Below are 14,494 nucleotides of genomic sequence, written 5' to 3' on the forward strand. Positions count from 1 at the left end.
AAAATGAATTTACTAGAGAATATAGACGCGACAAGATTACCCAAGCACTTAGCCATCATTATGGATGGAAATGGGCGTTGGGCAAAACAGCAGGGACTTTTACGAGCTTTGGGACATGAAAGCGGAACAAAATCAGTTAAAGTAATTATTGAATCCAGTGCCAAACTGGGTATTGAATTCCTAACCTTATATGCTTTCTCCACTGAAAATTGGAACAGACCAAGACTTGAAGTGGAGACTTTAATGAAAGTGCTGATCAATTCCTTGAAAAAAGAACTCACTACACTACAAAAAAATAACATCAAGCTTAATGCTATTGGTAATTTAGAGAAATTACCAAAATCAGCTCAAAAAGAACTCCTTGATGTAATTGACAAGACAAAAAATAACACACAAATGACGCTGACACTGGCCTTAAGCTATGGCTCTAGAGAAGAACTTGTCAGTGCAATCAAAAACATTTGTAGTAAAGTTAAAAATAATATAATTTCAATAGACACTATTGACGATTCCATTATTAATGAGCATCTTTACACGCAAAATTTACCCGATGTAGATTTATTAATACGAACAAGTGGAGAACATAGGATAAGTAACTTTTTGTTGTGGCAAATTGCCTATGCAGAATTATATTTTACTGATATATTGTGGCCAGACTTTAAAGAACAAGATTTATATGAGGCTATTATTAGTTATCAAAAAAGAGAACGTAGATTTGGAAAAACAAGTGAACAAATTAAATAATTTTTTAGTGTTAAATAAAAGCATAAAAATAGTCCTTACCGTTTTGATTTTTGGAAGTTTTACACAAGTAAAAGCTCAGGAAAGAGTTCCATTTGATCAAGGAAAAAAATACATTCTGGCCGATGTAGCAATAGTCGGGGACATCAGTTTCAATTCACAAACCGTTGTTACTTTTTCTGGTTTACAAAAAGGACAACAAATTACTATTCCTGGGGAAGAAATTAGTAGTGCAATAAAAAAACTGGGTAAATTAGGACTCTTTGATGAAATCTCTTTTTACGTAAACAGAATACAAAATGATAGTATTTATCTTGATTTAAATATTGTTGAATTACCCAAACTGAATCAGGTAAAATTTGTAGGAGTTAAAAAAACTAAAACGGAAGGTTTAATTAAAGACAACAGCCTTAATAAAGGAAAAGTTGTTAATGAAAACCTGATTACAACCACTAAAAACTACATCGAAAACAAATACAAAAAAGACGGTTACTACAATACCAAAGTCAATATTAATACCGTCAAAGATACCGCTACAATAAATCAAGTTAATATGCTTGTTACTATAGACAAGGGTCAAAAAGTAAAAATTCAAAAAATTGATTTTGTAGGAAATACAAAAATATCTGACAAAACCCTTCGTAAGGCAATGAAAGATACGAAGCAAAAAAACATTATTCGAATTTTAAAAGCCTCTAAATTTGTTAAAGACAAATACAAAACTGATTTAGAAAAAGTAATTGCAACCTATAAAGAAAAAGGATATAGAGATGCCAGAATACTCTCAGATTCTGTCGCCTACGACAAGAATAAAAATGCCTTAAATATTAAAATCAATGTAGAAGAGGGAAATAAATATTATTTTGGAGAGATCAAATTTTTAGGCAACACCGTATATACAGATCAAGGATTGATTAGTATCTTGGGTGTTAAAAAAGGAGACACTTATAATGGTGTTCTTCTTGAAAAGAGAATTGCAGATAAGTCAAAACCAGATGCTGAAGACATTACTAATTTATACCAAAACAACGGTTATTTATTTTCTAACATCAATGCAGTTGAAGTAAAAACAGCTAACGATACCATTGATTTTGAAATACGAATCACAGAGGGACCAATCGCTTATTTCAATAAAATTACTGTTGTAGGAAATGACAAAACAAATGACCGCGTTATTTATCGTGAGTTACGGACAAAACCAGGCGAAAAATACAGCAAGGATGAATTAGTGCGAACGATTCGTGAAATTGGACAATTAGGGTTTTTTGATCCCGAAGCAATTGACCCAAAATTCAAGAATGTTGATTCCGGTGCAGGAACTGTAGATATTGAATATAATCTTGTGGAAAAAGGATCGAGCCAAATTGAACTACAAGGTGGTTATGGTGGAGGTGGTTTTATTGGTACGCTAGGCCTATCATTCAACAACTTTTCGGCAAGAAATATGTTCAATAAAGAAGCATACAAACCGCTTCCTATGGGTGATGGTCAAAAAGTATCGCTCCGTTTACAGGCCAGTACTTTCTTTCAAACGTACAGTGTATCCTTTTCAGAACCATGGTTTGGAGGTAAAAAACCAGTGCAGTTTAGCAGTTCATTGTCCTATAGTAAACAGTTTTTGAATAATTTTATAACACAAAGAGCAGACAAAACCAAAAGTTTTGACATCGTGACCCTATCTGTAGGATTAGCCAAAAGACTTACTGTTCCAGATGATTACTTTGTATTGTCACAGTCTTTAAGCTACCAACATTATGCCTTAAACAATTACAATACCGGATTATTTACTTTTGGAAATGGAACTTCAAGAAACTTAGCATACACTATTGGACTTACAAGAAGTAGCAAAGGATTGAATCCAATATTTCCAACGTATGGTTCTGAATTCAGTTTGTCGGCAAAACTTACACCTCCTTATTCCTTGTTGAATGGAGTAGATTATGCAACATTAGGAAATCAGGAAGAGTACAAATTAAGGAATACCGTTGACAGACAAAATGTACCTGATGCAAATGGAAATATCGTTAATATTGGAGATTACATAGATACCAATGGAAACAAGGTTACCGATTTTAATCTAGCTGCTACAGATGTTAGTAAAGTAGATCAAAAGAGATTTAATTGGCTAGAGTACTATAAAATAAAATTCAAAGCAGATTGGTATACCAAAATTTATGGTAAATTAGTACTTAGAACACTAGCTGAATTTGGTTTCCTAGGAGCTTACGATCAGCAAAGAGGCGTTGTTCCATTCGAAAGATTTTATTTAGGCGGTGATGGATTGGCTAATTTTTCTATGGATGGTAGAGAGACTATTCAGTTAAGGGGATATCCTAATAATTCATTGACACCCGTAAAAGAAGGCACAACAGAACAGATCGGAGCAACCGTATTTAACAAATTCTCAATGGAATTACGCTATCCAATAACCTTAAAATCATCTGCCTCTATTTACGCATTGGCCTTCATGGAAGCAGGTTCGTCGTTTGGTGATTTCAAAACCTACAATCCTTTTGCTTTAAGCCGTTCCGCTGGAGTTGGGTTACGTGTATTCATGCCGGCATTTGGTTTATTAGGAATTGATTTCGGACATGGATTTGATGCATTACCAGGGCAAGCAAAAGCAAATGGCTGGGAAACACACTTTATCATTGGACAACAATTCTAAAAATTGGAATACGATTTTCTAATAGAGCCGCATTATGAGAAAACAATTTTTATATCTATTTTTAGTAGTCTTTAGTGCAATCCAAACAATAAATGCACAAACCAGAGGGAATAAACTGGGGTACATTGATATGGAATACATTTTACAAAATGTACCTGATTATACCGAAGCAAAGATTCAATTAGAACAAAAAGCTCAAAAATGGAAATTAGAAATTGATGCGAAAAAAATTATAATTACTACGTTAAAAGAAGCCTTGAGAGCAGAAAAAGCGTTACTAACTAAAGAATTAATAGCCGAAAGAGAGACAGAAATTAGCTTTCTTGAAAATGAAAACTTAGAATACCAACAGAAAAGATTTGGTGCTAACGGAGATCTGATCCTTCAAAAATCGATTTTGGTCAAACCAATTCAAGATCAAGTTTTTACCGCAGTCCAAGATATTGCAGAAAGACTTAAATACGACTTTATATTTGATAAAACTTCTGACTTAACCATGCTATTCGCAGCAAAACGATTTGACATCAGTGAGCAGGTTTTACGAATACTAAATCGTACTGAGAAAAGGGAACAGCTGACCAAAAAACAATTAAAAGAGGCTGAGGCTAGAGAAAATAAAGAAGATGCGCTAGATGATAATCCCGCACTTGCAGACAGAAAAAAACTTTTAGACGATAAAAAAGTAGCCCGAGATAAAATATTAGCGGACAGAAAATTGCTCCAAGAGCAAAAAAAGCAAGAGTTTGATGATCGAAGAAAACAAATTATTGCCGATAGAGAGGCTAAGAAAACTGGCACGGTTTCTGCAAATATTAAAAAAGAGGATACGACGACAACTGTAATTAATACCGATCCAGCTAAAGACAGTATAAAAGCCGCCGCTGAACAGGCCAAACAAAAACAAGCGGATGCCAAAGCAAAAACAGTAGAAGACCGTAAAAAGGTTTTAGAAGATCGCAAAAAAATCTTAGAAGAAAGAAGAAAAAAAATACTGGAAGACCGGGAAGCTATTAAAAAAGCCAAAGAAGAAAAATTAAAAGAAAATACAAACAATAATTAATTACTTAATATTTTAAAAACGATGAAACAAATCAAAACTCTACTAATTGCTGCCATTTTAATGTTAGGAGCAAATCAAACAATTAATGCACAAGCAAAAACAGCTCATGTTGATGTAAGTGAAATTATGACAAAAATGCCAGCTATGTTAGATGCTCAAAAACAATTAGATAAATTGAGTACTACTTACGATGCTGATTACAAAAAAATGGTAGAAGAATACCAAGCAAAATTAAAGAAATATGAAACTGAAGCGGCTACAGTTACGGAAGCTGTAAATGGAGAACGTTCTAAAGAAGTACAGGACATGCAAAAAAGAATCGTTGACTTTAGAGACAATGCTCAAAAAGAATTGCAACAAAAAGAATCTGATATCGTGAAGCCACTTATGGAAAAAGTAAGAGCATCAATCCAAAAAGTTGGAAAAGCAAAAGGATACCAATATGTTCTTGATGGGTCTTCTCTTTTACTTGCTGATGGTCCAAACTTGACTATGGATGTAAAAAAAGATTTAGGTTTCTAAGAAAAAATTGAAATCATAAAAAAAACTGCTCCCCTATATTTAGGATTGAGCAGTTTTTTTGTTTGTACTAAATCATAGGAATTTTAAATCGTAGCACGTAACTTTGTTTGTATGAATAGTAATAATCAAGCTATAGGAATTTTTGACTCCGGAATTGGAGGCACTTCAATTTGGTCAGCAATCCATCAATTATTGCCCAATGAAAAAACCATCTATTTGGCTGATAGTAAAAATGCCCCTTATGGACAAAAATCCAAAGAAGATATTGTAGCACTGAGTATAAAAAACACCGAATTTCTACTTGAAATGAATTGCAAATTAATTGTTGTGGCTTGCAATACTGCCACCACAAATGCAATTCAAGAGTTAAGAGACAAGTATACTATTCCAATCATTGGTATAGAACCAGCCATAAAACCAGCGGTTACACATTCTAAAACCCAAATTATAGGGATTCTGGCAACACAAGGTACGCTCAATAGTGCACTTTTCAATAAAACTACTGAGAAGTACCAAGACACAAAAATAATTGAACAAGTGGGACACGGATTAGTACAACTTATCGAAAATGGCAATATCAATTCACCAGAGATGACTAAACTGCTTCATTCCTACCTGACTCCAATGATCGAAGCTAATATTGATTATTTAGTATTAGGATGCAGCCACTATCCCTATTTGATCCCGCAAATCAAAAAAATACTTCCAGCACACATTCAAATTATAGATTCCGGACAGGCAGTAGCAAAACAAACCCAAAACATTTTACGAGAAAAAGTAGGCTTTACATCAGAAGAAAACGGTGATTCCGTTTTTTTTACCAATACAAATCCAAAAGTCTTAAAGGAAATTTTAGGAAATAAATATGCCGTTGAGGAAAAAAGTTTTTAAAATTACACTATTCTACTTCTTTGAACCAACTCGAGTACATTACATAATTATTTGAGATACGCTCAATCTCTCCAGCGAAGTTAGACTGGTCAAGATCCTTTACTTTCTTTGCAGGAACACCAGCCCAAATTGTTCCTTGTCCTACAATCGTATTTTGAGTGACAACAGCTCCCGCAGCAATAATAGAATTGCTTTCAATAGTACAATTGTCCATTACTATAGCTCCCATTCCAATCAATACATTGTCATGTATGGTACAACCATGTACAATTGCATTATGGCCAATAGAAACATTATTCCCTATAATGGTTGGATGTTTTTTATAGGTACAGTGGATCACTGCCCCATCTTGTATGTTTACTTTATTTCCAATTTTAATAAAATTCACATCTCCACGAATTACAGCATTAAACCAAACACTACAATTTGTGCCAAAGGTGACGTCTCCTACTATAGTTGCATTCTCGGCTACATAACAATCCTCCGGAATAGAAGGTGATTTACCATTAACAGTTTTAATTAGCATATTTTAATAAATTAATTTATCGCAGGGCATTTACAATCATATTTTACGGCTCTACAAAACAAATCGATTCCTAAAGTAATTTGGTGATAGCCACCATTATCAAATTTTACAGCTCCTGATAGTTGGGAATAAGTATATGCAAACATAAATTTATCAAAATTAATTCCTACAATTGGCGTAATATATTGCAGTTTTTGTTTTGAGATAGTATTTCCGTCTCTGTATTCAGCACCATCAAAACTTCTTCGATAAGACAATCCTGCCCAAACTCTACCAAAATCTAAGTTTTTGTAGGCTTTAATATTTATATCAATGGATTTTTCTTTTGTTTGATCCACCATTTGAAATAAAAGTGACGGTTCCCATAATATTTTCTCACTGTCTCCAAAGATATATCCTGCGCTCAATAAAAATTTCCTCAGATTATCACTTTCATATTCTGTATAAATCGTTCTTCTAGTCTCAATCGCATTCTTCACTGTAGCATGTGCATAAAAATCTAAATAATTATAGGATGCGCCAATGTCAACATTGAAATAAGAATCTTTTTGCACCACCGTACCATTAATGATTGGATCAAAATCACCAGATTGCCTGAACTCCGTTTCGTCTAGTTGACTTTGAATTAAGCCTGCACTCATTCCGAAAGACAATTGGTTTAAATCAATTTCATCTCTGGAAAACATTAAATGATAAGCATATGTAAACTTAATACCCTTCTGGGAATGATAACCGTTCTTATCATTAAACAAAATAATACCAGCTCCCGCTTTTTCTCCTACTCTCCCGTTAAAACTAAGTGTTTGCAATTCCGGAGCATCTTGCTGATCAAACCACTGCTTTCGACCAGTCAGCCTAATTTTAGCACAGTTTGCCGCACCAGCCATTGAAGGATGTATTAAATAGTAATTGTCCGATAAATAGTCTGAATATACAGGAATACCTTCCTGTGAAAAAGAATAATGTGATATAAAAAGTAATACAGATAAAATTTTAATTCGATAATACATTGAAATACTTTTTAGTGAATTAAATAATTCAAGATCATATTTAAAGGTAAAGAAAACGGTCAAATTTTTAATCTAAAAATTAAAATAAAGTTAATTTATTCATTAAAAATTCAAATATAGTTATTCATAGAAAATAACTTTAGTAAATTTGTAAAAATTTCCAAAGACATGAACAAAGTTACCATAAAAGAGACACAAAACCCAACTATATTAAAGTTTGAATTTCAAGATTTTATAACACAAAACCAAAGTTTTGAATTTAAAAATATTGACGAAGCAAAAACATCTCCACTTGCACAACAATTATTTTATTTGCCTTTTGTAAAAACAGTTTACATTTCCGGGAATTTCATAGCAATCGAAAAATACAATATTGTAGAATGGGAAGATGTAAAGGAGGCCGTAGCAGAACAAATCGAGAAATTTGTCACCAATGGCGGAACGATCATTACTGTTGACGAAAATAAAACGAAAAAACAGCCCGTTACGGTTTATGGCGAATCAACACCAAATCCATCTGCATTAAAATTTGTAGTGAGTAGAATGCTAACTAAAAACGCTATAGAATTCAAAAACATTGATCAAACTGCTGCTTCACCATTAGCAAAAGAACTTTTCAAATTTCCGTATGTAAAAGAAATATTTATTGATGAAAACTATATTTCAGTAATCAAATATGAAATCAATGAATGGCAAGAAATAACCTTAGAATTAAGAAGTTTTATCAAAGAATATATTGAAAACGGCGGAACTGTTTTGGATGAAAATTATGTGGCCACAGTCATTGCAGAAGAAAGTACAAAATCAAAAGATTTTGACAATCTGGATACCACGTCACAACAAATTATTAACATATTAGAAGAATATGTAAAACCAGCAGTACAGGCTGATGGTGGAAATATAGCTTTTGACTCTTACAATGAAAATGATAAGATCGTAAAAGTGATCTTACAAGGTGCTTGTAGTGGTTGTCCTTCGTCAACTTTTACTTTAAAAAGCGGTATCGAAAACATGTTAAAAAGTATGCTGAATGATGAAAGCATCAAAGTCGAAGCTATCAATGCCTAAATAAAAAACCATACACTGCTGATATTCTTACTGTTACATTAAAATTTTATCATTTTTAAATTGAAAATTTAAAAAAAATTGGTAAATTTATGTTTAACTATAACAAATAGAAATCATGTCAATATTAAAAGTAATTGAAATCCTTTCAAACTCAGAAATAAGTTGGGAGGATGCAGCTCGAAAAGGAGTTACTAAGGCTGCTAAATCAATAAAACACATTCGTTCTATCTATGTTCACGAGCCAAGTGCAACAATTAATGAGGGTGTCATTACAGAATTTAGAGTGAATCTAAAATTGACTTTCGAACTAGAATAAGGCAATTAAAAACAAAAATAAAGCGTTTCACTTGAGATGCTTTATTTTTGTTTAAAAATCACCTCCCGCGTTTCGTTCAAATCATTACCGTCACGGATAAATATTATAAGCACAACAAGAGATAAAATATTCATGCTAAACAATTTAGGATAAAACTTACTTATTTATTACCCGGCCATAAATGCAATAAATTAGAAAGCTAAGAATCCTTAATAAATAGGAAAACGAGAGTTGCTCCAGTCAACATCGTATATAAGCAAAGCGTTAGCATGTTGTAAAAAAGTCAGTACAGTATTAATTTAGTTTTACTAGAGCGCAAAAACTCACACTATCCTTTCTAAATTCCAGACAACCAAACTAAGAAAACTATTATATCCTGTACCAATGATTATCTGGATCGTGCCAAATACTGATTATCAGCAAATTATTAATGATTTAATAAAGTAATCATAGGAAAAATTGATTACTATTGTAAGACTAATCAAATAAAAACACCATGGGACTATCTTCTTTTTTAAAAAAATTATTTGGCACTGCCAAAGAAACTGCCACTGAATTAGTGGACAAAGCAGAAACAACTTTCGAACAAGCAAAACAAACGGCATCGCCTTATCTAGAAAAAGCAGAGACTTTCGCAGAAGAAACATTTGAAAAAGCGAAAGAGACTGCAATACCTTATCTTGAAAAGGCAGAAGTTTTTGCCGAAGACACTTTCGAAAAAATAAAAGAAACAGCTGCACCACTTTTAGAGAAAGTAGAAAATTTTACGGGCCATACTAAAGAAGTGATAACCGAACATTCAGAGAAAACAAAAGACGCTCTTGATAATATAGTAGATAATGTAAAAGAAAAAGCTGGTACAACTGCTGACAAAGTAGAAAATTTAACTAGTGAAGCCAAAACCGGCATTTCAGATACTATAGAAACCGTAAAAGAAAAAGCCGATACAACTGCTGACAAAATGGAAAATTTAGTCCATGAAACCAAAACTGATATTTCAGATACTATAGAAACCGTAAAAGAAAAAGCTGATACAACTGCTGACAAAGTAGAAAATTTAGTCCCTGAAGCTAAAATTGATCTTTCAAATACTATAGAAACCGTAAAAGAAAAAGCCGATACAGCTGCTGACAAAATGGAAAATTTAGTCCATGAAACCAAAACTACTACTTCCGATACTATTGAAAACGTAAAAGAAAAAACTGATTTAGATGAAGAAACCAAAAAAAATACTAAAGAAATTATAAATAAAATAGAAGAAGACGCTGATTAATTTATTGAAAAAAAATTTATTCGTATTTTTGTCTTTCAAACTTAACCTTCTCCTATGAGAAGGTTTTTTAGTATACAAAAAATGAATTTAAATCCCGATCAACTTACTACTTACGCCAACACTTTTCTAAAAGTATTAATTGACTATTCTCCAAAATTGATTTCTGCCTTTATTATTCTATTTGCCGGTCTTTATATTATTAGACTCATCAATAGATTCATTCGAAGAATAATGGTAAAAAAAAATTTAGACCCCACACTGACGCGCTTTCTAGCTGACATTCTCCTGTGGGTATTAAGAGTCATCTTATTTGTATCTTTTATTTCCAAACTAGGAATCGAAACCTCTTCATTTGTAGCCATACTTGGTGCTATGGGACTTGCAGTAGGTTTATCACTACAGGGATCCCTATCTAACTTTGCAGGAGGAATGCTAATTATTGTATTCAAACCTTTTAGAGTCAATGATACAATCGAAGCCCAAGGAGTAACTGGGACGGTTAGCGAAATACAAATATTTGTGACCAAATTAATAACAGCAAACAATCAAACCATTTTTGTTCCTAATGGCTCTTTATCAAATGGCAACATTATCAATTATTCACTACAAAAAATCAGAAGAGCTGATTTGACCATTGCTATTTCCTATGATACAGACATCAAAAAAGTGAAAGATATTATTACTGGTGTTTTAAAAAACAATCCAAAAGTGTTGCAAATACCTGCTGCCGAGGTTTCTGTAAAAAATCTGACCGATAGTGCTATTCAATTAGCAGTAAGGCCATGGGCAACAAATGAAGATTTTTGGGGCGTTTATGCGGATACATTGGAAAATTGCAAACAAGCTTTTGACGTAGCGGGAATTGTTATTCAGCCTTTTGTAAAAGAGTCGTCTAAAACTACTGATCCCTTACTGTAAAAATTGATTTATTCCAAAATATAATTTATTTCTTTGGAGCAGTAATCATAAAATCTTTTAGGTAATACGGTTCAAAATAAGCGAGATCAACCGTGTCGTTTATTTTGAATTTTTCATAACTCAATGAACTCATTTCTTTAGCGGAGGGATAGGTAATATTCTCTAAGAAAACATAATTATCTTTAGTCAACACGGACTTACATTTTTCTGCACAATCTCCAACAAAATAAACTGTTTCGTGCAAATTATCAAACGAATTTTCAGTGATAATTTCGGCAAGAACTTCCCGTTTTCGTTCTAAATTAGGTGTAAAAATTGAACTGTAGACTTCCATTCTTCTCGCATCAATCATAGGAATGATTAATCCGCTTGAAATAGTCACTTGAGAGGCCAATGCCTGTAAGGTGTCTACTGCAATCAATGGAATATCCAATGCAAAACAAAGCCCCTTAGCTGCTGAAACTCCGATTCGCAATCCTGTGTAGGACCCCGGGCCTTGACTTACAGCGATGGCTGACAAATCGTTGAGGGTAATTCCAGCTTCTTTTATAATTTCTTCAATAAAAACATGGAGTCGTTCTGCATGAGAATATCCTTCTTCAGCAATTTCTTTATAAACAATTGTTTTCCCTTCTTTGGCTAGAGCTACAGAACAGTTTTTAGTTGCCGTTTCAATATTTAATATGTATTTCAATTTCAGATTTTATTTTAACATGAAAATCACAATTCTAAAAGTAAAGTTTAGAATTGTGATTCTCAAAATGTTATTAATACTGGCTATTTTTTGCTTACTCCTTTTTCTTTATCCGTTAGCAATGCTACTCTGTCTCCTGAATTCAGATCCTTAGTTACTGTGGAATATGGTCCCGTAATGACCACATCTCCTTTTTTAAGACCTATTAAAACCTCAATATTTGTGTCGTCTTGAATTCCGGTTTTAATGATTCTAATTTTGGCTTTATCTCCCACTTTTACAAATACACATTCGAATTTTTTATCACTTTTTGGAGCAGCTCCTTTTTGCTCTTCATTAGGATCTACTACTACAATTTCTTTTACAGCTGCGGTATCTGATTTTACAACTACCGAACTAATTGGCACAGATAATACATTGCTTTTTGTTTCCGTAATAATATCCACTGTTGCAGTCATTCCAGGTCTGAACGGGGAATAAGTATCGGGTTTACCTTCTAATAAATCTTCGTAGGATTCTTTAAGAATTCTAATTTTAACTTTAAAATTAGTTACCTGATCTGCTGTCAATGCAGAACTTGCCGAATTAGATATACTGGTTACAATCCCCTTGAATTGTTTTTTTAAATAAGCGTCAACTTCTACATTGGCTTCATCCCCCACTTTAATTTTTACAATATCATTCTCATTAACATCTACTTCAACTTCCATATTATTCAAGTTGGCCACTCTTAGAATCTCTGTTCCTGTCATTTGTTGGGTTCCTAAAACGCGCTCCCCTAATTCTACGTTTAACATTGAAATAGTTCCATCTGCAGGAGCGTAAATGGTAGTACGCCCTAAATTATCTTTGGCTTCACTTACAGTTGCAGAAGCACTTTGAACATTAAAATACGCGGTTTGCTTAGCTGCTTTTGCAACCTCATAAGCAGCCAATGCTTTGTCCCAATCTGCTTTTGAAATAATTCCCTTATCAAATAAGGTTTTGTTTCTATCGTAATTAGATTTAGATTCTTTAAAAGAAGCATCTGCTTGACTTAAGTTTGCTCTAGTTCCAGATAAATTGGACACCGAACGATTGTACCCCGAAGTGTATAAATCTGGATTTATCTTAACCAATAAATCTCCTTTTTTTACTACTTGTCCTTCTTTTACATTCAAAGAAATAATCTCTCCAGACACTTCTGATGAAATTTTTACTTCAATTTCTGGTTGAATTTTCCCTGTCGCCGAAACAGTTTCAACAATCGTTGTAGGTATAACTTGAGCTATTTCTATTTCTGTTCCTTTATCTTTGTTACCAATAACACCCGATTTTGAAAGTATTACAAGGCCTGCAATGACTACTATTGCTCCGCCTATTAAAATATAAATTGTTTTCTTAGACATAATAAATTAGTTTTTGATAAGAGGAATTCCAAAATAGAATTCTAATATTTTGATTTTGAAAATATAATCGTACTTGGTTCTAATAACTTCTGATTGCGCATTGGTCAATAAGGTCTGGGATTGGTTAAAATCAAATGAATTCATCAAACCCACATCGTATCTTTCTTTCGCATAATTGTACGCCCCCAGCCTTGCATCTAGTGCAACAACTGATGATTCATAAGCATTAAGCGCTCCTTTTGCATCCGTAAACGCAGTAAAAACATTTCTTTGCAAATCTAAATCCTGTTGTTCAACGGCTATTTTTGATCGTTCTAAACTTACCTTAGCACGCTCCACATTGTTGCGCACTGAAAATCCATTGAAAATTGGGACTGATAATTGTGCTCCAAAAGACTGTCCTTTATTGTCTCCAAACTGATTGAAAAATGGCGCTGAATTTCTTGTACCAATTATATTTCCCATAGCATCAAATACTGGAACATCGGCATACGAGACCCGACTATTAAAACTATAAAAACCTTGTAAAGTAGGCTGAAAAGCTCCTTTTGCGATTTCTACGTCTTTTTTGGCAATCTCTAAATTAGCTCTCGCAATTTTTAATTCTGTTCTATTTTCTACCGCTTTGTTGTAAATAGCAGCTGGAGTTTGAACCATGATATTATTTTCATCCCGGATATTTGTATCATCAATTACATCAAAATTTTCAAAATCTTTTAACTGTAACAATTGAGCCAAACTTAATTTAGAAATCAACAACGCATTTTCTGCATTAATAACGTTTTGATTATTAGAGGCCACGGTAGCGCGAACATCTAATAAATCCCCTCTAGGAATTGATCCAGCTTTAACCAATTCTTCTGAACGTGCATATTGCTTTTCATTGATCCCTAATTGTTCTTTTTGTACTTTTAAATTTTCTTTGTTAAAAAGTATTTGCAAAAAAGCATTGGCAACATTTAAGGCAATATCTTCTTGCATTTTCAACAATTGGTATTTGGCAGCTATTATAGAAAGATTGGCTCTACGAAGTGTATTTTGATTTTGTAGCCCTTTGTAGATATCTACCCCTACATTAGCACCCGCTGAAGTAAACTGAGTAGTTTGATTCCGTAAAAGCCCTGTAGTAATATCTTGGTTTAAACCGATATTCCAAGAATGAGAAGCACTTGCATTAAGAGAAGGAAGAAAATTTCCGATGGCTCCTTTTTTATCGATTAGTGCAGTCTTTGAATCCAATTCGGATTGTTTAATCGAAATATTATTTTGCAAAGCATATTTAACACATTCGTCTAAAGTCCACATTTTGGTTTGTGCCTGCATTGTTACGGAACAAATTAAAATGATAACTAAACTAAAAAAACTTCTTTTTTTCATATATTTTTGAATAAAAGTGCAGCATAACTGCAAAACAAATTT

At 33.1% G+C, this 14,494-nt stretch carries 14 protein-coding genes; 9 read left to right on the top strand and 5 right to left on the bottom strand.

The genetic code is table 11. The features are described 5' to 3' along the window. The first annotated feature begins 3 nt into the window (after positions 1-3). The 5 genes from ACNQF9_RS02280 to murI all read left to right on the top strand — a co-directional run bounded on the left by ACNQF9_RS02280 (position 4) and on the right by murI (position 5,882). Positions 4-744 carry an isoprenyl transferase gene (locus ACNQF9_RS02280; protein WP_417958640.1) on the top strand — a complete coding sequence of 247 codons (741 nt, stop codon included), beginning with the start codon at positions 4-6 and terminating at the stop codon, positions 742-744. Then, positions 677-3,409 carry a BamA/OMP85 family outer membrane protein gene (locus tag ACNQF9_RS02285; RefSeq protein WP_417989562.1) on the top strand — a complete coding sequence of 911 codons (2,733 nt, stop codon included), beginning with the start codon at positions 677-679 and terminating at the stop codon, positions 3,407-3,409. The genes ACNQF9_RS02280 and ACNQF9_RS02285 overlap by 68 nt, the downstream gene beginning before the upstream one ends. A 34-nt stretch (positions 3,410-3,443) precedes the next feature. After that, a complete protein-coding gene (locus ACNQF9_RS02290; RefSeq protein ID WP_417989563.1) occupies positions 3,444-4,469 on the top strand; it encodes an OmpH family outer membrane protein in 1,026 nt (341 codons plus the stop codon). A 21-nt stretch (positions 4,470-4,490) separates the two neighbouring features. After that, positions 4,491-4,991: an OmpH/Skp family outer membrane protein gene (locus ACNQF9_RS02295; protein WP_417958643.1), complete on the top strand. Its 501-nt coding sequence runs from the start codon at positions 4,491-4,493 to the stop codon at positions 4,989-4,991. Positions 4,992-5,102: 111 nt separating this feature from the next. Then, positions 5,103-5,882: a glutamate racemase gene (gene murI / locus ACNQF9_RS02300; RefSeq protein WP_417989564.1), complete on the top strand. Its 780-nt coding sequence runs from the start codon at positions 5,103-5,105 to the stop codon at positions 5,880-5,882. 7 nt (positions 5,883-5,889) lie between these two features. Here the strand turns inward: murI and ACNQF9_RS02305 are convergent, their stop codons facing one another. Together ACNQF9_RS02305 and ACNQF9_RS02310 are read right to left on the bottom strand one after the other, a co-directional pair. After that, positions 5,890-6,408: a gamma carbonic anhydrase family protein gene (locus ACNQF9_RS02305; protein ID WP_417989565.1), complete on the bottom strand. Its 519-nt coding sequence runs from the start codon at positions 6,406-6,408 to the stop codon at positions 5,890-5,892. An 11-nt stretch (positions 6,409-6,419) separates the two neighbouring features. After that, on the bottom strand, positions 6,420-7,418 hold the full coding sequence (locus ACNQF9_RS02310) for a PorP/SprF family type IX secretion system membrane protein (RefSeq protein WP_417989566.1): 999 nt from the start codon (positions 7,416-7,418) through the stop codon (positions 6,420-6,422). Positions 7,419-7,586: 168 nt separating this feature from the next. Between ACNQF9_RS02310 and ACNQF9_RS02315 the strand changes: the two genes are divergently transcribed. The 4 genes from ACNQF9_RS02315 (at position 7,587) to ACNQF9_RS02330 (ending at position 10,993) form a co-directional block, all read left to right on the top strand. Continuing rightward, positions 7,587-8,486 (top strand): NifU family protein, encoded by a 900-nt coding sequence (locus ACNQF9_RS02315; RefSeq protein WP_417958647.1) that lies wholly within the window; start codon positions 7,587-7,589, stop codon positions 8,484-8,486. A gap of 115 nt (positions 8,487-8,601) precedes the next feature. Further along, positions 8,602-8,802 (top strand): dodecin family protein, encoded by a 201-nt coding sequence (locus ACNQF9_RS02320; protein ID WP_417989567.1) that lies wholly within the window; start codon positions 8,602-8,604, stop codon positions 8,800-8,802. 496 nt (positions 8,803-9,298) lie between these two features. Then, positions 9,299-10,075 carry a hypothetical protein gene (locus ACNQF9_RS02325; protein WP_417958649.1) on the top strand — a complete coding sequence of 259 codons (777 nt, stop codon included), beginning with the start codon at positions 9,299-9,301 and terminating at the stop codon, positions 10,073-10,075. 81 nt (positions 10,076-10,156) lie between these two features. Next, a complete protein-coding gene (locus ACNQF9_RS02330; RefSeq protein ID WP_417958650.1) occupies positions 10,157-10,993 on the top strand; it encodes a mechanosensitive ion channel family protein in 837 nt (278 codons plus the stop codon). Between the two features lie 25 nt (positions 10,994-11,018). Here the strand turns inward: ACNQF9_RS02330 and tsaB are convergent, their stop codons facing one another. From tsaB to ACNQF9_RS02345, 3 genes are all read right to left on the bottom strand, one after another. After that, positions 11,019-11,687, bottom strand: a complete 669-nt coding sequence (gene tsaB / locus ACNQF9_RS02335; RefSeq protein WP_417958651.1) for a tRNA (adenosine(37)-N6)-threonylcarbamoyltransferase complex dimerization subunit type 1 TsaB — start codon at positions 11,685-11,687, stop codon at positions 11,019-11,021. Positions 11,688-11,770: 83 nt separating this feature from the next. Beyond that, entirely contained in the window at positions 11,771-13,075 is a 1,305-nt protein-coding gene (locus ACNQF9_RS02340) for an efflux RND transporter periplasmic adaptor subunit (protein WP_417958652.1), read from the bottom strand. Between the two features lie 6 nt (positions 13,076-13,081). Further along, entirely contained in the window at positions 13,082-14,452 is a 1,371-nt protein-coding gene (locus ACNQF9_RS02345) for a TolC family protein (protein ID WP_417958653.1), read from the bottom strand. Between the last annotated feature and the right edge of the window lie 42 nt (positions 14,453-14,494).

The sequence above is a fragment of the Flavobacterium amylolyticum genome (assembly GCF_048284335.1).
In the GTDB taxonomy this organism is placed as follows: domain Bacteria; phylum Bacteroidota; class Bacteroidia; order Flavobacteriales; family Flavobacteriaceae; genus Flavobacterium.